The organism is Geothermobacter hydrogeniphilus (genome assembly GCF_002093115.1).
Classification (GTDB): domain Bacteria; phylum Desulfobacterota; class Desulfuromonadia; order Desulfuromonadales; family Geothermobacteraceae; genus Geothermobacter_A; species Geothermobacter_A hydrogeniphilus.
Genome location: NZ_NAAD01000009.1, coordinates 30,502 through 50,604, shown reverse-complemented (window position 1 = coordinate 50,604; position 20,103 = coordinate 30,502). Strand labels below are relative to the sequence as shown.

Genomic DNA, 20,103 nt, shown 5'->3' with positions numbered 1-20,103 from the left:
AATCAGGAGTTCAGGTTAAACCTTGTCGCCCTTCAGATCCTTCCGGAACAGCTCCCCGGCGCCGCGCGAAGCGCAGAAGTCGCCGCACATGGTGCAGGTGTCCTCATCCTCCGGGGTGCGGCTGGCGCGGATGGCGCGGGCGTCCGCGGGGAAGAGTGCCAGTTCGAACTGTTTTTCCCAGTCCAGGTCGCGGCGTGCCTTGCTCATCTGTTTGTCGCGCTCGCGGCCTCTTTCCGGGTACTTGTTCATATCACCGATGTAGGCGGCGACCCGGGCCGCCTTGACCCCTTCGACCACATCCTGCTCGTTGGGCAGCGCCAGGTGTTCGGCCGGAGTGATGTAACAGATCAGATCGGCTCCGTAACGGCTCGACTGAGCGGCGCCGATGGCGGCGGTGATATGGTCATAACCGGGAGCGACGTCGGTCGAAATCGGCCCGAGCATGTAGTAGGGAGCGTCGCCGCTCATCCGCTTCTGCAGGCGGATATTGGCCTCGACCTCGTCCAACGGCACGTGCCCCGGCCCCTCGACCAGCATCTGGCAGCCCATCTCACGTCCCAGCTCGGCCAGTTCGCAGTTGATCAGCAGTTCCTGGACCATCGCCCGATCGTTGGAGTCGTGGATCGCCCCGGCGCGCAGACCGTTGCCGAGGGAGAGGACCACGTCATACTTCTTGAGGATATCGCAGACTCGGTCGAACTTCTCGTAGAGCGGATTCTCGCGGCCGTTCTTCATCATCCAGGCGACCATCGACACCCCCCCCTTGCTGACCAGGCCGCCGTAACGGTAACCCTGCCTGCGCAGCCGCTCGATGGTGTAGAGGTTGATACCGCAGTGGATCGCCATGAAAGCCAGGCCGTCGGCGCACTGCTGTTCGATCAGATCGAAGAGCAGTTCCTCGTCGAGCTTGTTGGGGTCGCCATATTTGCGCGCCGCCTCGCAGAAAGCCTGGTAGAGCGGCACGTTGCCGACCGGCAGGTCGACGGCGGCGATCACCTCGCGCCGCACCCGGTCAAGGTCACCGCCGACAGAGAGTTCCATCAGGGTATCGGCACCGGCCTCCTGCGCGGCCAGCGCCTTGCGGATTTCGGCGTCATAGTCGACGATGTCGGACGAGGTGCCGATCGAAGCATTGACCTTGGTCCGCATCCCCTTGCCGATCCCGGCCGAAAGCGGGTTACGGATCGTATTGTTGGGAATGACAACCTTCCCCTCGGCGACCATCTGACGCACGAATTCTTCGCCGAGATTTTCATTCTTCGCCACCGCCGCCATCTGCGGGGTGATGATGCCCTGGCGGGCCGATTCGATCTGGGTTGCCAATGAAACGTCCTCCTCTTTTAATGCTGCCACCAAGACGCCAAGTGCACCAAGAAAACCCTTTTTTAACGGGGAGGTGCTGAGGTGGAGAGGTCGCTGAGAAAAACAAAAATCAGCTTTTGGTTTTAAACCCCAAAAAAAAGATTTTGGCTTTCTCTCCCCCTCTGCCTCTCTCCACCTCCGCGTTGGGGGCTTTTGCCCTTCTTGGTGCTCTTGGTGCCTTGGTGGCTAACGTTTTTTTCTTTCACAAAATCGCACAAAATTCTCCGCCAGCTGCGGGTTGCCGCCGAAATGCAGGTGCACATAGCTGGCGAGAACATTTTTGCAGCTGAATCCTTCGCTCCCCGACGCGGCACCGCCCTTGCGGCGCAAGGCGTAGACACGCGGCACCGAGACGGGCATCTCGAGTGCAGAGTAATGAAACTCGTGACCGCGGGCAACGGTTCCCGCCGGCCCCAGCGGGGTATCTGCCGTAAAGGTCACTTCGCGATAACCCAGGGATTTTCGCTTTCCAAGCAGCTTTGCCCGGGCCGGGAAAATGCCGCTCAAGGGTTTATCGTTCAACCCTTCGCAGAGCAGCAGCAACCCACCGCATTCGGCGTAGATCGGCAACCCGGCTGCAGCTGCCGTCCGCAGTTGGCCGATCAGTTCGCCATTGTCCCCGAGCCGGTCGAGGAACAGTTCCGGATAGCCGCCGGGGAGGTAGAGGCCGGCAAGATCCTCCGGCAGCGTGTCGGCCAGCGGCGAGAAGAAAACCAGTTCGGCACCGGCCGCCGTGAGCAGCTCGAGGTTCTCCGGGTAACAGAAGCAGAAAGCGGCATCACGCGCCACCCCGATGCGGACACGGCCCCTCCTCCCCACCCCATCTCCATGAGGAAGGGATTGACCGAAGACCGGTGCCGGGGCATTTGTCTCCCGCAGCCCGCTGAGCAACCTGTCAAGATCAAGATGGTTCTCAACCAGGTCCGCCAGGGCGACAAAATCGGCAGCCTGTTCCGCCGCCGTCACCAGCCCCAGGTGGCGCTCCGGCAGGGCGACACCGCCCTCGCGCGGCAGGCAGCCGACCACCGGCGGCAGCCCCGGCGTTGCGGCGACAGCCTGGCGCAGCAGCTGCTCGTGGCGGGCGCTGCCGACACGGTTGAAAACCACCCCGGCAAACCGCAGCCGTGGATCGAATTCGACAAATCCCTTGATCAGCGCGGCGGCGCTGCGCGCCTGGGAGCGGGCGTCAACCAGCAGCAGAATGTTCCCCTCCAGCCAGCGGGCGATCTCGGCGGTCGACCCTTCATCCGAATCTCCCGAAGCGCCGTCGAACAGTCCCATCACCCCTTCGATGACGGCGAGATCGGTACCGGCGCTGCCACGGGCAAACGTTGAACGCACCGCCGGTTCTCCGCACATCCAGCCGTCGAGGTTGCGGCTGACCCGTCCGCAGGCGGCGGCGTGATGGCCGGGATCGATGAAATCCGGCCCGACCTTGAAGGGCGCGACTTCAAGCCCGCGCCGTTTCAGGGCCGCCAGCAACCCGAGGGTCAGGGTGGTCTTGCCGCTGCCGCTGGCCGGCGCGGCGATGATCAGGGGTGAGAGCATTTCAATCGAAACCTTTTTGGAGCCACCAAGACACCAAGGACACCAAGGACAAAATGCTTAAAGAAAAATTCATTGGCCTGCCTGCGCTTCCCAAAAATCACCGGCGAACCTAAGGGTGCGCCTTAGATTTTTGAAAATCGTATCCAGGTCAAGCACTTGCTCTCTCCATCAAACAGAAACTCACTGATTCAGGTTTTATTGAGATTTTCTTGGTGCTCTTGGTGGCTTGGTGGCTACCTTTTTTTAACCGTTCAAAAGCTGCACTGTGGCATAACCATCGGCCCAGTAATCGATGACATTCAGGCAACCGAAGCTCTGCTCGATGTGGAACATCCTTTCCAGCGGCGCGCCGATGGCGTCGAGCAGGATCACCCGGTTGACACCGCCGTGAGCGACGATAACGATTTCCTCACCGCGATGGTGTTCGATCAATTCGGCGAGCAGAGGACGAACCCGGTCCGCCATCTGCCGCAGGCTCTCGCCCCCTTCGACCTGGTAATGGACCAGGTCGTCAAGCCGGGCCTGCCATTCGTCCGGCCAGCGGCTGCGGATTTCGTCCCAGGTCAGCCCTTCCCATTTGCCGATATGCAGCTCCCGCAGCTCTTCGAAACAGGTCGGCCGCAAGTCATGTGCAGCGGCAACCAGTTCGGCGCCGAACCGGCAGCGGCTCAAGTCACTGCTATAAACTGCGGCCAGGTTTTTCCCGGCCAGGCGCTCCTTCAGCAACCCGTACTGGGCCTGTCCCCTTGCCGTCAGGGACACATCATTCTGACCGTTGTAGCGCCGGACGCCATGCCCCTCAACCTCACCGTGCCGCACCAGGTAAATCCGCGTCTTTTCAGTCATCACGATCCCCTTCTTTCCAAAGCCCCCCGGGCCGATCAAAAATGTCCGAATGCAAGGCGCCCGAAGTCCTGTGGAATAAGGCGTACCTGAAGGTACGTCGTTGACACAGGATGAGGGCAACGCCGCAGGCGGGCGTTTTTCATCGGCCCTTTCACACCACCGCCAGCACCAGGATCAGGCTCAGCACCTCGACAATTTCAGTCGCCGCTCCGAGAACATCTCCGGTCACGCCGCCGAGCCGGGTGTCAAAATAACGGATCAGCACCACGGCCGCCAGACCCAACAGAAAAAGCAGGAGGACTCCCTTCAGACCGAACAGGATGAAACAGGCGAGCAGCAGGGTCGCGGTTGCCAGCAGAGTTTCCCTTTCCCCGACCTGTTCGACAAAAGCCGCCGCTGTCCCTTCCGGCCGCAGGTAGCGACAGAAGGCCGCCAGCACCACCTGGATCCAGCGTCCGGCGCAGGGCATCAACAGCAGGGCGGCCTTCTTGTGCTCAAGCGGAACATTGTAGAGGCTCAGGTACTTGAGCAGCAGCAGCATCACCACCCCGACCACCGCCATCGCCCCGACCCGGCTGTCCTTCATGATGTCCAGGGTACGCTCACGATCACCGCGACCGCCGGCGAGACCATCGACCAGGTCGGCGATACCGTCAAGATGCAGCGCCCCGGTAACGAGGATCAGCACCAGTACCAGCAGGCCGTCAAGTACCGGCCGCGGAATCAGGGCGCCGAGCAGCCAGTCGATAATCACCAGGCCGAGTCCCATGGCCAGGCCGACCGCCGGGAACAGTCCCATGCTGCGCGCCAGCCTCTCTGGAGGCATGTCCAGTTCGCGCACCGTCGGCAGCACGGTCAGGAACCCGGCCGCGACGCGGAAATCATCCCACTCCCGTTTCACCGATCGCCCCCTGCCGATACCCCGGCATCATCGAAGGTGCGGATTTCCCGATAGGCGCGCAGCGCCCCCTCGATCAGGCTCATCGCCAGCGCGCCGCCGGTCCCTTCACCGAGCCGCAGATCAAGATCGAGGATCGGCTGCTGACCGATACGCTGCAGCATGTGCCTGTGGCCGATCTCCACCGACTGGTGGGCGGCGAAAATGTAATCCCTGACCGAAGGATGCAACTCCGAAGCAATCAGCGCCCCGGCGGTTGAAATGAAGCCGTCGACCACGACCGGCAGACCGGCCGCGGCACACCCCAGCACCAGTCCGGCGATACCGCCGATCTCGAAACCGCCGACCTTGGCCAGCACGTCGACGGGGTCTCCGGAATCAGGCCTGTTGATCTCCAGACCACGACGGATGGCGGAGAGCTTGCGCGCCAGGCCAGCATCATCAATGCCGGTGCCGCGATGGGTCAGGTCTTCAACCGGCAGCCCGGAAAACGCAGCGAGAATCGCCGATGAAGGGGTGGTGTTGCCGATCCCCATATCGCCGGTACCGACCAGGTCGATGCCGTCCTCGGCACAGGAAAAGGCCAGCTCGATGCCGGTCACGAGGGACGCGACAGCCTGTTCACGGCTCATCGCCGGACCTTCAGCAAGGTTGGCGGTGCCCCTGGCGACCTTTTTCTGCAGCAGGCCGTCCAGCGGCGGAAAGTCGTAATTGACGCCCATGTCGACGACAATCACTTCGGCACCGGCGTGTCGCGCCAGGGCATTGATGGCGGCACCGCCGTCAATGAAATTGAGAACCATCTGCGGGGTCACCTCGGCGGGGAAGGCGCTGACCCCTTCGGCGACCACGCCGTGGTCACCGGCAAACGTGAAAACAACCTTCCTGCGAATATTGTCGCGACCGGTGATGGCAACATAACGGCGGGCGAATTCCTCCAACCGGCCGAGGGACCCCTGCGGCTTGGCCTGGCTGTCGATACGCGCCTGGGCCTCAGCGAGTTTCTCATCAGCGACCGGCTTGATGCGGTCGAGGGCGGTATGAAGATCAATTGACGGCATGAAACATTCTCCTGATTCAGACCTGAATCAGTGAGCTCCTTGTCGGCGGACAGCACAAGTCATTGACCTGCCTGAGCTCCCCAAAAATCACCAGCGAACCTGTGGGTGCGCTGCAGATTTCTGAAAATCTCATGCAGACCAGGCACTTGCATTCTCCATCCAGCAGAAACTCACTGATTCAGGTCAGGGTTATTTCAATCGCAGCGGCAATCCGCTGGCCAGCAACCAGGCCTCGTCCGCTGATGCGGCGAAAAGCTGGTTGACCCTGCCGGCGAGGTCACGAAAGGTGCGCGCCAGGGCATTGTCGGGGACAATGCCGCTGCCCACTTCGTTGCTGACGACGAAGACCGGGATATCCAGTCGACGCAGGGTTTCGATCAACTGCTCCGCCGCGGCGATCACCGGAACGGGCTGTTCGCCGGCAGCGAACAGCTGGTTGGTCAGCCACAGAGTCAAACAGTCGAGCAGCACTGCCGAGCGGCCCGGGGTGACATCGGGCAGCCGGGCAGACAGATCAAGCGGCTCCTCCAGCAGCGCCCAGCGTTCACCCCGCTGCTGCTGATGCAGGGTGACGCGCTCCGCCATCTCCGCGTCCTCAACCCGGGCGGTGGCGACATAGAGCAATGTCCCCGGCAGTTCCTCGCAGCGCCGCTGGGCATAACTGCTCTTGCCCGAACGCGCCCCGCCGGTAATAAAAACCAGGCGCGACATCAGTATTCTATCCCCTTTCGGGCTTTGATCCCCTGTTCGTGTGGGTGTTTTACCAGTTGCATACAGGTGACCAGGTCGGCACGTTCAAGCAGTTCCACGGGAGCCCGTCTCCCGGTGCAGACCACCTCCAGGGCGGCCGGCCGCTGATCGAGGAAACCGGCGAACCGCTCGAAATCGAGGTAGCCGCGATTGAGACAGCCATGAATCTCATCGAACACCACCAGCTCGATATCACCGGTCCGCAGTCGCTGCGCGGCAAGGTCGAAGGTTGCGGTGACATTGGCCCGCATCTCTTCAGGATCGACCTGCCGGCCGATCACCCCTTTGGCGGCATCGATAATTTCAAGTCCGGTCTGTTGCTCCAGAATGATCAACTCACCCGAACGCGGTACGGCCGGTTTGAGGAAACGCACCAGCAGTGTCCGCAGCCCCTGGCCGAGGGCGCGCACCAGCAGACCGGTGGCGGCGGTCGTCTTGCCCTTGCCGTCCCCGGTATAGACCTGCAGCAGTCCAACCCTGTCTGCCGACATGAAAAAACCCCGCACCTGTCAAAGGGGTCCGGGGTCCGCTGCCATCTGTGGCTGGCGCTGCCCGGACCTCTCCCGCGAAAAATCCAGCATCCATCTGCATCCGGGCAGGTCTCCTGGCTTACGGATCATCCTCCGGCCGCGCCTTCCCACCGGATTTCTCCGGCAGTGGCTCTGGTACCCAGTACCTCGTAAAACTTCGTAAGATTGCGCCGGGATTTGGCGAGCCGGCAAGGCGCACTTTCAGTTACATAGCCGTAGCTATGCAACTGAAAAGTGCAACGTAGTCGGCGCGGCAAATAAACCAGCAGAATACGATAAGTATTATGGGGTACTGGGTACTAGCGGCGTTCGTCACCGTTCACAGTTGCGGGGCAGCGAGGGACTTGCACCCTCTTCCCTATTCTTCCGCCGTAATCTCTACGGCGGACACCCAGGTTATGTCAGGCGTCCATAACTAACAGAGGGGTACGACCGGTGTCAACGGATTCACCCGGATTCAGCGGTAGATGAGCTTGAGTATCAGCAGCAGCAGAGTATTGCCGGTCGCCAACAGGTTGATGATGATAAACACCGGGTCACCGGCGAGAAAGGCATAGGTGGTGTAGAAAAGACCGCCGATGAAGATGATCAACAACATGAAGAGTGACAGGTCGTGGGTCGAGCGGGTACGGAGAACCTTGATGATCTGCGGCACGAAACCGAAGGCGACCATCAGTCCGCCGATCAGCCCGATCCACTGGTAGCCGTTCATTCCCCGACCTCGCCATCCAGGCCAAGAGCCTCGACGATCCGCTCCCAGACATCCTCGCGCCCCTCCCCGGACAGGGCCGAGAAGGAACTGAAGGCATCGGCCGGCAGCCCGGTCGTCGCCAGAATCGGTTTGAGCTGTTTCAGCCGTTGGCTGCGCTTGACCTTGTCGATCTTGGTGATCACCGGGATGGTCGGAATCTGCAACTCCTCCAGCCAGTCAAGCAGCTGCAGGTCCTCGTCGTTGGGAACCCGGCGGCAGTCGAGCAGCCAGACCACGCCGCGCAGGCTGGCACGCTGTGCGAGGTAGGTATGCACCATCGGCCCCCAAGCTTTTTTCACCTCCGGCGGCACCTTGGCAAACCCGTAGCCCGGCAGGTCGACCATACAGAACTGGTCGTTGATGCGGAAGAAATTGAGCAACTGGGTCCGGCCCGGTGTCCGCGAGGTGCGCACCAGCTTGCGGCGACCGACCAGGTTGTTGATCAGGCTGCTCTTGCCGACGTTGGAACGCCCGGCAAAAGCGATCTCCGGACCCTGCTCGGGCGGGTAGTTGCCCGGTCGGGTGGCACTCTGGATAAATTCGGCAGAACGGATGTGCATGGTCGGCTCCGATTACGGGTTGACGCTCTCTCCGGGCGGACTGTAGCACGGCGCCCGGCGCGGCTACAAGCGATTCAGTCCCACCCAAATCCACCGGCTGTTTTGTGGACCGAGGGTGGCGGAACTGGTGGAGATGCGAGGCGCCGCGCCGACTCGGGCGTAGACGTAGCCGAGCTACGTTGAGCACCGAAGCGGTGAAGGCAACGAAGCAGATTCAGCCGTAACGACAGCCGAATCCCGAAATTGCCGGTGGATTTGGGTCTCACTCCCGGGGTCGGTACAAAGAGTGAAAAATCATTGATTTTTTTTTGCGGAATTGCTAAGCATACAGAGATTTTCCGGCATCAGCGCCTTCCGGGACAGTTTGTTCCCGCAGCAGGATGCCGGAGCGATCACCCGGGAACCGCCCGGGCACACGGTTCCCCCCGGTCATACTGCCGATTGTCGCCGGTCCTTACCGGCCTGAAATAACCCTGACGAGGGTACGAATTCCTTTGAACATCGCAGTTAAGGAGATGATCTGAAATGAAAGTTGCTAAGTGGGTACGCTTGCTTGCCGTTGCCGTCATGCTGGTGTCCCTTCAGGTGGGTGTTTCGCTGGCGGCCGACGCCCGGCCCGGCAAATGCATCACCCTGGACGGACAGGAAGTCAGCTTCTTCCAGATCGACCGCACCCTGGTCAAAGGCTGGTGGAATGGAACCCCGATTGAAGTCCCCCTGGAAACCGTGTCGGAAATTCTCTTTCTCGACAGCCCCAAGGTCAATTACAGCATGTCGGGCAACGAAATCAGCTCCGGGCAGATCGAACTGACCCGCAAATCGGACGGCAAGAAATTCATCCTTCGTGATGCTTTTCTGCCCTCTGACTGTGACTGCACATTCATCACCTATACCTACCGCAATCCCTTCACCCTCGAACTCGGCAGTGAGAACCTGCCGCTGGACGGGCTGAAACAGATTATTTTCGCCGATACCAAGTAACACCTCCTGATCAAAAATCCTTTTCAGGGCGGAACCGACCGGTTCCGCCCTTTTTGTTTTTCTGAGATTCATGGAATCAGCCCCGCGGTTGGCAAGGGACCGACCCCATGATATACATGAGTTCATCCCCATCTCATTCCCAAAAGGAGGCTGGCATGCTCAGCGACAAACTGCAGGGCGCTCTCAACGAGCAGATGAAAAATGAATTCTATTCGGCCTATCTCTATCTGGCCATCGCGGGATATTTCGAATCCGAGGACCTGCCCGGCATCGCCTCCTGGATGCGTATCCAGGCCCTGGAAGAGTTGACCCATGGCGAAAAATTCTTCAACTTCATCACCGAGGCCGGCGGTCGCACCGACCTGCGCGGCTTCGACGCACCGCAGAACGGTTTCGACTCCCCGCTGGCCGCTTTCCAGTACAGTCTCGAACATGAACGGTTCGTCACCGCCAGCATCAACAAACTGATGGATCTGGCCAGGGATGAGGGCAACCACGCAGCACAGATTTTCCTGCAGTGGTTTGTCACCGAGCAGGTTGAGGAGGAATCCAACTTCGGCCTGATCCTGCGCAAGCTGGAACGCATCGGCGATGACGGCAATGGCCTGCTGCGACTCGACGAGGAGCTTGGCGCGCGCACTTTCGTTGCCCCGGCACCGGCCTGAGCCCGAAATCGGACCAGACAACTCTCAGCAATTCAAGAATTTTCAGAACCGGCCGCCGAAATCCATCGGCGGCCTTTTTTTATCCCTAAACCATCTACCGGCTTCAGTCGAAAAGATGGTCAAGCAGGACCAATGACATGCTGGAGACGGCGTCCTCGGCCAGCCGGTTCGTCAGCTTGCGTAACAGTCCCGCCTCCGGCAAGGCGTGGTGTGCAGGCCCGCCGATGCAGTGGGAAGCCTGAAGCGCACTTCCTGGGGCCACCATTGGTACAAGGGACGAAACCTGGTTGCCGGACGCCCTCTTCAGCAGGTCACCTGTGATGAAAACCCCGCCGGAATGGCGGGGTTTTTGTTTTTGCCTGATCCCATGGTCGGGGTTCATCTCCCATGGCCGGACCAGCGATGCCGGTTGGCCGCAAAGGTCCGATAACCGATGTCGGCCAGGGTATGGAAACCGGGGCGGCGCAGAATTCGGCAAAGCCACCGGTAACGCCATCCGGGCAGCAATGCCCAGATCAGCAGCAGCGCGTCGATCCCCCGGTGCCAGCCCCCGACCTTGTCCCGCACGTGCATCTGGGCCATAAACTTGCCCAACTCCCGACCATAATCTCCGGCACAGAAGTGGTCACCGCTGACATCGACACATTGAAACCGCCCACTCGGCGCCAGCCGACGGTAGCGGGAGATTGCCCGCGCGCAGTGTCCGCAGGAACCATCGTAGAAAATAATCAATTCGGTATTCTTGTCTCCGGGAACGGTCGGCATAGGCGAAAATTATTTTTTTCTTAAGGAGCTTGAACGGGATGTCGATAAGGGCAACAGGTTAAACTGTAAAGAGTTTAACACATCCGGCCCAGGGCAATCCTTGGTCTGAAGGGGGAATTAGATATGGTTTCGCTCAAGAATTTCAGAATCGGTATCCAGTTTTTCATCGTCCTGACAATCTTCGCCCTGTTACTGGCAGTCACCACCGGCATCGGTTTCTTCGGTATTTCCAGACTGGGGGCCAAGGCTGATACCGCGATTGCCAGGGACGGCATGATCGCCGCCACCGCCGCGGCCGTCACCGTCGACAGCCTCGGGCTGCGCCGTTATGAAAAGGACAGCTTTTTTAATGTCTCGAATCCGGACAAAGTCGCGTCCTACCAGGCAAAATGGGATAAAACCTTTACCAGGCTGAACCGTCACCTGGAACAATTGAGCAGCCTGATTGAAGACCCGGCTCAACGCCAGGCGGTCACCAAGATGAAAAATGGCGCCGCTGCTTACCGGGAAGGAATTCACCGCGTCTGGAGCATGATGAAGTCCGGAGAAATCAGCGATCCGGCCGCCGGCAACAATGCCATCAAAAAATACAAGGGACCGATCCGGGATCTGATCGAAACTGCCTTTTCCATCTCCACCGCGGCGAATCAAAAACTTGAAGCGACCCCGGCAGAAATGGACTCTTTTGTCCGCCAGAAACAATGGGCCATGATCTTGTGCGGCCTGCTGGCGCTGCTGGCGATGTGTATCTGCGGTTTTTTCATGACCCGCAATCTCACCGTCCCCACCCGGAAACTTGTCGAGATGATCCGCAAACTCGAAAATGGACATCTCGACATGCGTCTCAACCTGCAGCGTAATGATGAAATCGGCGAAGTCGCCAGAACCATGGATGCCTTTGCCGACTCGATCCAGAACGAAATGGTCGCCAACCTGAAGAAGCTGGCTGACGGCGACCTGACCTTCGAGGTCGTGCCACGCGATGAAAAGGACCAGTTCCGCACCAGCCTGAAGAAACTGGCCGACGACCTCAACGGCGTGTTGGCAAAAATCCACGTCGCCGGCGAGCAGATCGCCGCCGGCAGCGCCCAGGTCTCCGACGCCAGCCAGTCCCTGTCGCAGGGAGCCACCGAGTCGGCCTCGTCACTGGAAGAGATCACCGCCTCGTTGAACGAGATGACCGGCCAGATCAAGCAGAACGCCGAGAATGCCGGACAGGCCAACAGGCTCTCCGACGAAGCCCAGAACGCCGCCGAAAAGGGCAACGCCCAGATGCAGGAAATGGTCAACGCCATGGCCGAGATCGCCGAGGCGGGGCAGAACATCAGCAAGATCATCAAGGTGATCGACGAAATCGCCTTCCAGACCAACCTGCTGGCCCTCAATGCTGCCGTCGAGGCAGCTCGCGCCGGCCAGCACGGCAAGGGCTTCGCGGTGGTCGCCGAGGAGGTCCGCAACCTCGCCGGGCGCAGCGCCAAGGCGGCCCGCGAAACCGCCGAACTGATCGAGGGATCGGTCAACCTGACCGAAAAAGGCAGCGGCATCGCCAACCAGACCGCCGAAGCGCTCGGTGAAATCGTCCAGGGGATCACCAAGGTCTCCGACCTGGTGGCGGAAATCGCCGTCGCCTCCAACGAACAGGCCCAGGGGATCAGCCAGGTCAACCAGGGGCTGACCCAGATCGACCAGGTCACCCAGCAGAACACCGCCAACGCCGAACAAAGCGCCGCCGCCAGCGAGGAACTCTCCAGCCAGGCCGCCCAGCTGCGGCAGATGCTCAGCCGCTTCACCCTGAAAAACAGCGGCGGCGAAGTCACAGGAACTTTTCTGCCATCTCCTCTCGCGAAACAACAAACCCCGGCTCCATCCGGGACAGGTGCCACGGACAGCGGCTGGGAACAGATGAATGACCCGCCTCAACAGATGATCGCCCTGGATGACAGTGAGTTCGGAAAATACTGATCTGGAATCTTCTGCCCCCCGGTAATCCGCCGGGGGGCCTCCTTGTCACACCCCACCCCAGACATTATTAGCTGTTGCACATGGGTGTTTTTTCTAACTATTGATCTAAAGCCGACCATCACCGCCTCCGATAATAATTGTGTAACCAACCCGCAACTGTCCTCAAAAGCAGTGTCGTCGGTCTTGACGTAAAGCACCCGAAACGCATGGCGACAAAATCGCCGCAACCCCCTTCGCAGGAACCGGCAACAGATGCGGACATCCCGTAAACGCTATGTGTCTTTATTCAATTGTGCCTCCGGGAACTGACCCAAAGCAGTCATCAGCAGGAAGGAAAAAATCATTATGAATCTGGCGAACCTGAACATCGGCAAGAAAATCTACCTGGTCACCGGCATCCTGATTCTGATCTTCACCGCCAGCTCGTTCTGGCTCTACGGCCAGTACCGCGACCAGCTCTATGAAGGCAGCCGCGAACAACTGGTCGCGGCGGTCGACACCGCCTGGGGCATCATTGACCATTACAGCAGGAGCGTCGGCGAAGACCTCTCCCGCAGCGAAGCGCAGATGCTGGCCAAGAGCGCCATCAGGGCTCTCAGGTTCGGGAACGGCAGTTATTTCTGGATCAACGACACGACCCCGAAAATCGTCATGCACCCGATCAAGCCGCAACTTGAAGGCAAGGACATGTCCGCCGTCAAAGACCCCAACGGCGTCTACCTGTTCAAGGAGATGGTCAATGTCACCGCCAAAGACGGCGCCGGGTTCGTCGAGTACCAGTGGGCCAAACCCGGCCACGACAAACCGGTCGACAAGCTCTCCTATGTCCGCCGGCATCCGGACTGGGGCTGGATCGTCGGTGCCGGGGTCTACCTGGATGACATTCAGAGCCGGATCGCGGCCGCTTTCTGGTCGGTGATCGGGGTCCTGGGATTCTCCCTGCTGGTCTCCGCGGCACTGGTCTGGTTCCTCGCCCGCCATGTTTCCCATCCCCTCCACCAGACGGTGGAGATGATCGAAGAAATGGAGAAGGGACATCTTGACCGCCGTCTGAACATGGACCGCAAGGATGAGATGGGACGCATGGCCAGGGCGATGGACGCTTTTGCCGACTCACTGCAGAACGAAGTGGTCGCATCCCTGCAACGACTGGCAACCGGTGACCTGACCTTCAGCATCGAACCACGCGATAGCCAGGACGTGGTACGCGGGGCGCTGCAGAAGCTGGAACAGGATCTCAACCGGGTGATGCTCGATATCCAGAGTTCCGGTGAACAGATCGCCGCCGGGGCGAGTCAGGTTTCCGATTCCAGCCAGTCCCTGTCGCAGGGGGCCACCGAATCGGCCGCGTCGCTGGAGGAAATATCCGCCTCGATGAATGAAATGTCCTCCCAGACCCGGCAGAACGCCGAAAATGCCGACCAGGCCAATCGACTCTCCGATGAAGCCCAGGCGGCAGCTGAAAAGGGCAATCAGCAGATGCAGGAGATGGTTTCGGCCATGGGTGAAATCGCCGACGCCGGCCAGAATATTTCCAAAATCATCAAGGTGATCGACGAAATCGCCTTCCAGACCAACCTGCTGGCCCTCAACGCCGCCGTCGAGGCGGCCCGCGCCGGCCAGCACGGCAAAGGCTTCGCGGTGGTTGCCGAAGAGGTCCGCAACCTGGCCGCGCGCAGCGCCCGGGCGGCAAGGGAAACCGCCGAGTTGATCGAAGGATCCGTCGACCTGACTGAGCGCGGCAGCCACATCGCCGGTCAGACCGCCGAGGCCCTGGGCAAGATCGTCGACGGTGTTACCAAGGTTTCAAACCTGGTTTCGGAGATCGCCGCCGCCTCCAACGAACAGGCGCAGGGCATCGCCCAGGTCAACCAGGGGCTGGCCCAGATCGACCAGGTCACCCAACAGAACACCGCCAACGCCGAAGAAGGCGCGGCCGCCAGCGAAGAACTCTCCAGCCAGGCCGCCCAGCTCCACAACATGCTCTCCCGCTTCAAGCTCAAACAGCATGCCATGACTGCAGCCCCGAGCACGATTCCGGCGGCAGCCCCTCCCCGTCCGCCGCAGCCCGCTGCGGGAAACGGAAACTGGGGGGGGGGATCCGCCGCTCCCCGAGGAGAGGAGATGATCGCCCTGAACGACGATGAGTTCGGTCGATATTGATCCGCAGCGTCCTTCCGCCGAAGAACGGCGGAAGGACGTTAACCGGCTCACGGCCCCTGAATAAACAATCCATCGCCCGTCGCTCGCACCTTCAGGAGGGGGAGGTCAGGACCGTCCCGCATGAAACGCGTCACATTGCTGCTTATCAGCCTGGCCGTCATCGCCTCCGGAGGCATAATCCTGGCGGCCTGCCAACTGAACATGCTGAGTCAATTCTCAGCATTGCCGGCGCTGGTCACCTTCGCCCTGACCATCCTGGTTGCCTGGTTGACGGCACGCACCAGGGCCGCGTTTGCCAGGCATGACCACCTCCGGCGCCAGTTCCAGCAGCAGAGCCGATTGCTGCAGGCGGTATTGCGGGCCATCCCGGCACCGATCTTTTTCAAAGACCACCGCGGAATCTACCTCGGTTGCAATCGGGCCTTCGAAGCCTTTATCGGTCTTCCACGGGAGAAGATCATCGGCGCCAGTGTCTGGGATGTCGCCCCCCGGGAACTGGCCGACACGTACCATCGGGCTGACAGCGAACTGATGGAACAGGGCGGACAACAGGTCTATGAAACCGAAGTCCAATACGCCGACGGCAGCCGCCATCACGTCATGTTTCACAAGGCGGTTTTCGCCGCCGCCGATGGCAGTCCGGCCGGTCTGGTCGGCGCGATGCTCGACATCACCGACCGCAAGCAGGTCGAACAGGAGATCGAGGAACTCGCTTACCATGACAACCTGACCGGCCTTGCCAACCGGAGCTTTTTCAAACAGCGCCTGACCGAAGCCCTGACCCAGGCCGCCATCAGCGAACAACAACTGGCGCTGCTCTTTCTCGATCTCGACCGATTCAAGTACATCAATGACACCATCGGCCATGCCGGAGGGGATCGCCTGCTGCAGCTGGTTGCCGAAAGACTTTCGTGCCTGATTCCCGCCGGCGGAACACTGGCCCGGCTGGGCGGGGATGAATTCGTCATCATGCTGACCGATGTCCACAACCGGAACGAACTGGAACACTTCGGCAACACTCTGCTCAAGACACTGGAAAAACCCTTCCTCCTGGCGGGCAAACAACTGCATGTTTCAACCAGCATCGGCATCGCCCGCTATCCCGCCGACGGCAAAGACAGCAGTTCTCTGCTTAAACACGCCGATATGGCAATGTACGCCGCCAAGGAACAGGGCCGCAACAACCTCTGCTTCTACCGGAAACGGATGACCCGGCAGGCCGCACAGCGCAGGGATATGGAAACCCGCCTGCGTCAGGCGCTGGACCAGGGAGAATTCGCCCTGGTCTACCAACCGCAGATTGACGACCGAAACGGCCGTATTCGGGGCGTCGAAGCCCTGTTGCGCTGGCATCATCCACGACGCGGGCTGGTCTACCCGGCTGAATTTATTCCGATAGCCGAAGAAACAGGGCTGATTCGCACCCTTGGTGAATGGGTTCTTCGTGAATCCTGTCGCCAGTTACGCACCTGGCGCCACGCACAGCTTCCCAACCTGCGGATGGCGGTCAACATCTCCGGCCAACAGTTCAAACAGCCTGACTTTCTTACCGTCGTCGACCGGGCCCTGCGGGAAGCGGATTTTGACCCCGCCCGTCTCGAACTGGAGATGGAGCTGACCGAAACCGTGCTGCTGCACAATGTCGAAACGACCCTCCGCAACCTCAGGGGACTCAAGGAGCGTGGTATCAGCCTGGCCATCGACGACTTCGGAACCGGTTACTCATCCCTCAGCTACCTCAAGGACTTTCCCATCGACCGCATCAAGATCGACCGCAGCTTCGTCGGAGAAATAAGTCATGGCGGCAACGCCGCCGCCATCGTCGGCACGATCATCGCCATGGCCCGCAGCCTGGGCCTCGCGGTTATCGCCGAAGGGGTGGAAACAGCACAACAGGTTGAATTTCTGAGGCAGCGGGATTGTTTCGATATGCAGGGCTACTATTTTGCCCGGCCGATGCCGGCAGCCGTTCTGGAACGTTATCTCCAGAACATCCAAACCGGTAAAAATCGCCGAAGTCCCGGTCTCATCACCTGCCGGGCGGGACTATCCTGAGGCCGGGAAGCAGTAAAATATTTTTAACAAACATTGTTTTAAATTTATCAAAACAACTGTCGATAAGAACTCTACGGAAAAAATCAACCAAGCCGACACATGGCAAAACCGGAAAAAGGAGAATGAACCATGCAGCAAAACAGGACAAAACTCTGGATCGGATTCATCTGCGCGGTCAGCCTGTTCACCCTGACCGGCCTGGCCTGGGGCATGAGCGTCGACGAAGGCAGCATCAAGAAGGCCAGGGATACCGCAGGCACCAAGCCGACAGTACAAATGGTCATGGACAAGGTCAACCAGGGCGCGGCGCTGATCGCCAAGGAAGGCCCGGCCGCCTTTCCCAAATTCAAGGGGTATGACAGCGATTTCATCTACGCCGGGACCTACATCTGGATCCATTCCGGCGATGACGGCACGATGCTGATGCATCCGATGAAGCCGAAACTCGAAGGACGCAACGTATTGCCGCTGAAGGACAAGAAAGGCAAACTGCTGTTCGTCGAATTCAACCGCGTCGCCCTCGAAAAAGGGAGCGGCTGGGTCGACTACTGGTGGCCGAAACCGGGCGAGAAGAAACCCTCGCAGAAAGTTTCCTACGTCAAGCTGGCCGAATACGGCGGCAAGAAATACGTGATCGGTTCCGGCGTCTATGACATCACCATGGACCAGATCCAGGCGGCGATGAAGTAATCCGTAATCTACGTGAGGGCAGTCATGACTTTATCACTCAAAACCAAGCTCGCCCTGCTCAGCGTGATGGCCCTGTCGCTGCTCGCCTTCGTCATCGTGGTCGGGGTCTATTTCAACGACCGCATCGACCAGGCTCACGGCCTGCAGGTTGAAATTTTCCGTGCCACCGAAGAGGTCCAACAGGCACGGGTCGCTGAAAAGGCCTACCTGCAGTTCTACGACCAGAGTTTCGCCAGGAAACTCCAGGAGAAACTGGACGAGGCCATCAAACACTTCGACCAGTTGCCCACCGGAGAAGCCATTGACACCGCGAGCCTGAAAAAAAGTTTGCAGGATTACCGGAAGACTTTTTCCCGGGTGGTCTCACTGCATAAACAGAACGAGTCGCTGGACAACAAGATGAAGGCTGACCTGGCGACCGTCTCAAAGGATCTGTCCACCATCGAGGATGCGGTTCGCGGCCGGGAATTCGACCTGCAGATGGAAGGAGAAACGCTCTCGGAAAACGAGGTCAACCTGCTGTCGCTGGTTCGGGACAGCAGCAACCTGGCCCTGCGGATGCAGAACAGCCTGCAGAAATTCCTGCTCAGCAACGACGCGTCCCATATCACCGCATTCAAAGACTACTTCCGCAACGTCGGCCAGGGGGTTCTCGCCGGGCTGGAACAGTTCTCCAAGGCGAGTGGTGAAGATGACTACATCAAGCCGGCGGTCGAAAGCCGGCAGCTGATCGAGAGCAATCTCGCCAGGTTGGACAATGCCCGAGAACTCTTCGGGCAACAGGATGCCACGGTCATGCAGCTGGATTCCATCGGCAAGCAATTGCTCAACGGCAGCGAAACCCTGCTCGCCGCCGGCAGCGCCCTGAAGGAAGCCGCCCGCAGCAAGGCGGTGCTGGTCATCAGCATCGCCACCGCTCTTGGCGCGGGCATCTTCCTCTTTCTCTCCTGGCTGGTGATGCGCTCGATTATCCGGCCGCTGCACAAGGGAATCGAACTGGCGGAAACCATTCAGGCCGGCGATCTTTCCCAGCGGATGGAAGTCAAGGGCAGTGACGAAATCGGCCGCCTCGCCGACGCCCTCAACAAAATGGCGGAAAGCCTTGAGGAAAAAGCCGAATTCGCCACCCGCATCGCCGCCGGCGACCTGTCACACGAGGTACGCCTGAGTTCGAATCGGGACACCCTCGGGCGGGCGCTGAAAACCATGCTCGAAAAACTCAACAACATCTTCGGCACCATTCACCAGGCGAGCGAACAGGTCGCCTACGGGTCAACCCGGGTCGCCGAATCGAGCCAGACTCTCTCGCAGGGGGCCACGGAGTCGGCCTCCTCGCTGGAGGAGATTTCCGCCACCATGAACGAACTCGCCTCACAGACGAGGACCAACGCCGCCAACGCGGATCAGGCCAACCAGTTGACCAGCGTCGCCCAGGGTGCGGCGGAAAAGGGCAACCTGCAGATGCAGGAGATGGTCGAGGCAATGAAGGAAATCGCCGCGGCCGGGCAGAACATCAGCAAGATCATCAAGGTGATCGATGAAATCGCCTTCCAGACCAACCTGCTGGCCCTCAATGCTGCCGTCGAGGCAGCTCGCGCCGGCCAGCACGGCAAAGGCTTCGCGGTGGTCGCCGAGGAGGTCCGCAACCTCGCCGGGCGCAGCGCCAAGGCGGCCCGGGAAACGGCCGAGCTGATCGAGAGTTCGGTCACCCTGACCGACAAGGGCGGTCGGATCGCCAATCAGACCGCCGAGGCGCTCGGCGAGATTGTCCAGGGTGTCAACAAGGTCACCGACCTGGTGGCCGAAATCGCCTGTGCCAGCAACGAACAGGCGGAGGGAATCGACCAGGTCAACCAGGGGCTCACCCAGATCGACAACGTCACCCAGCAGAACACCGCCAGCGCCGAGGAAAGCGCCGCCGCGTCCGAGGAGCTGTCGGCCCAGGCCAACCAACTGCTGCAGATCCTCTCGCAGTTCAAGACGCAATACCAGAGCGACAGTGATGCGCCCCGGTCACCGCATCCCGTCCCGGAGACAGCCACCGGAAGCTGGGGAGGGATCTCATTTCAGAGCGCCGACCCGAATGAGCTGATCACCTGGAGCGACGCACTGTCAACCGGGGTCGACGGGATGGACAAACAACACCGGAAACTGGTGGACATGATCAATGAGTTGTTCGTCGCCATGCGCGACGGCCGGGACAAGTCCGCCATCGCCCCGATTCTGCAGCAGCTGATCGACTACACCGCAAGTCATTTCTCCGCCGAGGAGATGCTGATGAAAAACCACAACTATCCGGGACTTGAGGAACATAAAAAACTGCATGCCCAGTTCGTCTCTAAAGTTCTCGATTTCCAAAAACGGTTCGAAAGCGGGCAACGCCTGACGCCGGCCGAAGTCTTCAACTTCCTCAAGGGCTGGCTGCTCTACCATATCAAGGCGGAGGATCGTGATGGTTACGGCGTCCTGCTGCGCGAAACCCTGAACTGAACAGCACCAGCAACAACGGGCCGCCC

17 protein-coding genes and 2 riboswitches are annotated in these 20,103 nt (G+C 60.1%); of the genes, 7 read left to right on the top strand and 10 right to left on the bottom strand.

Annotation, left to right across the window (positions count from 1 at the left end; translation table 11 throughout):
- Window positions 1-15: 15 nt before the first annotated feature.
- The 9 genes from thiC to yihA all read right to left on the bottom strand — a co-directional run bounded on the left by thiC (window position 16) and on the right by yihA (window position 8,306).
- Entirely contained in the window at window positions 16-1,323 is a 1,308-nt protein-coding gene (gene thiC, locus B5V00_RS08470; protein WP_085010348.1) for a phosphomethylpyrimidine synthase ThiC, read from the bottom strand.
- Window positions 1,324-1,548: 225 nt separating this feature from the next.
- Window positions 1,549-2,910 carry a cobyrinic acid a,c-diamide synthase CobB gene (locus B5V00_RS08465; protein ID WP_085010347.1) on the bottom strand — a complete coding sequence of 454 codons (1,362 nt, stop codon included), beginning with the start codon at window positions 2,908-2,910 and terminating at the stop codon, window positions 1,549-1,551.
- Window positions 2,911-3,153: 243 nt separating this feature from the next.
- Entirely contained in the window at window positions 3,154-3,756 is a 603-nt protein-coding gene (gene cobC / locus B5V00_RS08460) for an alpha-ribazole phosphatase (protein ID WP_085010346.1), read from the bottom strand.
- A 151-nt stretch (window positions 3,757-3,907) separates the two neighbouring features.
- On the bottom strand, window positions 3,908-4,657 hold the full coding sequence (gene cobS / locus B5V00_RS08455) for an adenosylcobinamide-GDP ribazoletransferase (protein WP_172399671.1): 750 nt from the start codon (window positions 4,655-4,657) through the stop codon (window positions 3,908-3,910).
- Window positions 4,654-5,715, bottom strand: a complete 1,062-nt coding sequence (gene cobT, locus B5V00_RS08450; RefSeq protein ID WP_085010344.1) for a nicotinate-nucleotide--dimethylbenzimidazole phosphoribosyltransferase — start codon at window positions 5,713-5,715, stop codon at window positions 4,654-4,656. Before cobT ends, cobS begins: the two co-directional genes overlap by 4 nt.
- Window positions 5,716-5,904: 189 nt before the next feature.
- On the bottom strand, window positions 5,905-6,426 hold the full coding sequence (gene cobU / locus B5V00_RS08445) for a bifunctional adenosylcobinamide kinase/adenosylcobinamide-phosphate guanylyltransferase (protein WP_085010343.1): 522 nt from the start codon (window positions 6,424-6,426) through the stop codon (window positions 5,905-5,907).
- Window positions 6,426-6,956, bottom strand: a complete 531-nt coding sequence (locus B5V00_RS08440; protein WP_085010342.1) for a cob(I)yrinic acid a,c-diamide adenosyltransferase — start codon at window positions 6,954-6,956, stop codon at window positions 6,426-6,428. Before B5V00_RS08440 ends, cobU begins: the two co-directional genes overlap by 1 nt.
- Window positions 6,957-7,065: 109 nt before the next feature.
- Window positions 7,066-7,185: riboswitch (cobalamin riboswitch) on the bottom strand.
- Between the two features lie 80 nt (window positions 7,186-7,265).
- Window positions 7,266-7,396, bottom strand: a riboswitch (cobalamin riboswitch).
- 56 nt (window positions 7,397-7,452) lie between these two features.
- Window positions 7,453-7,707 carry a SemiSWEET family sugar transporter gene (locus tag B5V00_RS08435; RefSeq protein ID WP_085010341.1) on the bottom strand — a complete coding sequence of 85 codons (255 nt, stop codon included), beginning with the start codon at window positions 7,705-7,707 and terminating at the stop codon, window positions 7,453-7,455.
- Window positions 7,704-8,306, bottom strand: coding sequence for a ribosome biogenesis GTP-binding protein YihA/YsxC (gene yihA, locus B5V00_RS08430; RefSeq protein WP_085010340.1), 603 nt, complete (start codon window positions 8,304-8,306; stop codon window positions 7,704-7,706). The genes B5V00_RS08435 and yihA overlap by 4 nt, the downstream gene beginning before the upstream one ends.
- A 525-nt stretch (window positions 8,307-8,831) precedes the next feature.
- Between yihA and B5V00_RS08425 the strand changes: the two genes are divergently transcribed.
- Complete coding sequence (locus tag B5V00_RS08425) at window positions 8,832-9,287, top strand: hypothetical protein (protein WP_103116649.1); 456 nt, start codon at window positions 8,832-8,834, stop codon at window positions 9,285-9,287.
- Between the two features lie 155 nt (window positions 9,288-9,442).
- The gene (locus B5V00_RS08420) at window positions 9,443-9,952 is read left to right on the top strand and encodes a ferritin (RefSeq protein ID WP_085010338.1); all 510 of its coding nucleotides are present in this window, start codon (window positions 9,443-9,445) and stop codon (window positions 9,950-9,952) included.
- Window positions 9,953-10,330: 378 nt separating this feature from the next.
- Here B5V00_RS08420 and B5V00_RS08410 read toward each other — a convergent pair whose 3' ends face one another.
- The gene (locus B5V00_RS08410; protein WP_085010336.1) at window positions 10,331-10,717 is read right to left on the bottom strand and encodes a thiol-disulfide oxidoreductase DCC family protein; all 387 of its coding nucleotides are present in this window, start codon (window positions 10,715-10,717) and stop codon (window positions 10,331-10,333) included.
- A gap of 123 nt (window positions 10,718-10,840) precedes the next feature.
- Here B5V00_RS08410 and B5V00_RS08405 point away from each other — a divergent pair, with 123 nt between their 5' ends.
- The 5 genes from B5V00_RS08405 (at window position 10,841) to B5V00_RS08385 (ending at window position 20,077) form a co-directional block, all read left to right on the top strand.
- Window positions 10,841-12,679 (top strand): methyl-accepting chemotaxis protein, encoded by a 1,839-nt coding sequence (locus tag B5V00_RS08405; protein ID WP_216355474.1) that lies wholly within the window; start codon window positions 10,841-10,843, stop codon window positions 12,677-12,679.
- A gap of 345 nt (window positions 12,680-13,024) precedes the next feature.
- Window positions 13,025-14,842 carry a methyl-accepting chemotaxis protein gene (locus B5V00_RS08400; RefSeq protein ID WP_085010335.1) on the top strand — a complete coding sequence of 606 codons (1,818 nt, stop codon included), beginning with the start codon at window positions 13,025-13,027 and terminating at the stop codon, window positions 14,840-14,842.
- A 120-nt stretch (window positions 14,843-14,962) separates the two neighbouring features.
- Window positions 14,963-16,897 carry a putative bifunctional diguanylate cyclase/phosphodiesterase gene (locus B5V00_RS08395; RefSeq protein WP_085010334.1) on the top strand — a complete coding sequence of 645 codons (1,935 nt, stop codon included), beginning with the start codon at window positions 14,963-14,965 and terminating at the stop codon, window positions 16,895-16,897.
- Between the two features lie 129 nt (window positions 16,898-17,026).
- Window positions 17,027-17,587, top strand: a complete 561-nt coding sequence (locus B5V00_RS08390) for a cache domain-containing protein (protein ID WP_085010333.1) — start codon at window positions 17,027-17,029, stop codon at window positions 17,585-17,587.
- 24 nt (window positions 17,588-17,611) lie between these two features.
- The gene (locus tag B5V00_RS08385; protein WP_085010332.1) at window positions 17,612-20,077 is read left to right on the top strand and encodes a bacteriohemerythrin; all 2,466 of its coding nucleotides are present in this window, start codon (window positions 17,612-17,614) and stop codon (window positions 20,075-20,077) included.
- The last annotated feature ends 26 nt before the right edge of the window (window positions 20,078-20,103 follow it).

Bases quoted from the DNA above. Each gene is read 5' to 3' on its own strand.
- B5V00_RS08425 (WP_103116649.1), top strand. From the start codon at position 8,832: ATGAAAGTTGCTAAGTGGGTACGCTTGCTTGCCGTTGCCGTCATGCTG.
- B5V00_RS08420 (WP_085010338.1), top strand. From the start codon at position 9,443: ATGCTCAGCGACAAACTGCAGGGCGCTCTCAACGAGCAGATGAAAAAT.
- cobU (WP_085010343.1), bottom strand. From the start codon at position 6,426: ATGTCGCGCCTGGTTTTTATTACCGGCGGGGCGCGTTCGGGCAAGAGC.
- cobC (WP_085010346.1), bottom strand. From the start codon at position 3,756: ATGACTGAAAAGACGCGGATTTACCTGGTGCGGCACGGTGAGGTTGAG.
- B5V00_RS08400 (WP_085010335.1), top strand. From the start codon at position 13,025: ATGAATCTGGCGAACCTGAACATCGGCAAGAAAATCTACCTGGTCACC.
- B5V00_RS08435 (WP_085010341.1), bottom strand. From the start codon at position 7,707: ATGAACGGCTACCAGTGGATCGGGCTGATCGGCGGACTGATGGTCGCC.
- B5V00_RS08390 (WP_085010333.1), top strand. From the start codon at position 17,027: ATGCAGCAAAACAGGACAAAACTCTGGATCGGATTCATCTGCGCGGTC.
- yihA (WP_085010340.1), bottom strand. From the start codon at position 8,306: ATGCACATCCGTTCTGCCGAATTTATCCAGAGTGCCACCCGACCGGGC.
- B5V00_RS08395 (WP_085010334.1), top strand. From the start codon at position 14,963: ATGAAACGCGTCACATTGCTGCTTATCAGCCTGGCCGTCATCGCCTCC.
- B5V00_RS08440 (WP_085010342.1), bottom strand. From the start codon at position 6,956: ATGTCGGCAGACAGGGTTGGACTGCTGCAGGTCTATACCGGGGACGGC.
- cobT (WP_085010344.1), bottom strand. From the start codon at position 5,715: ATGCCGTCAATTGATCTTCATACCGCCCTCGACCGCATCAAGCCGGTC.
- B5V00_RS08385 (WP_085010332.1), top strand. From the start codon at position 17,612: ATGACTTTATCACTCAAAACCAAGCTCGCCCTGCTCAGCGTGATGGCC.
- B5V00_RS08465 (WP_085010347.1), bottom strand. From the start codon at position 2,910: ATGCTCTCACCCCTGATCATCGCCGCGCCGGCCAGCGGCAGCGGCAAG.
- B5V00_RS08405 (WP_216355474.1), top strand. From the start codon at position 10,841: ATGGTTTCGCTCAAGAATTTCAGAATCGGTATCCAGTTTTTCATCGTC.
- B5V00_RS08410 (WP_085010336.1), bottom strand. From the start codon at position 10,717: ATGCCGACCGTTCCCGGAGACAAGAATACCGAATTGATTATTTTCTAC.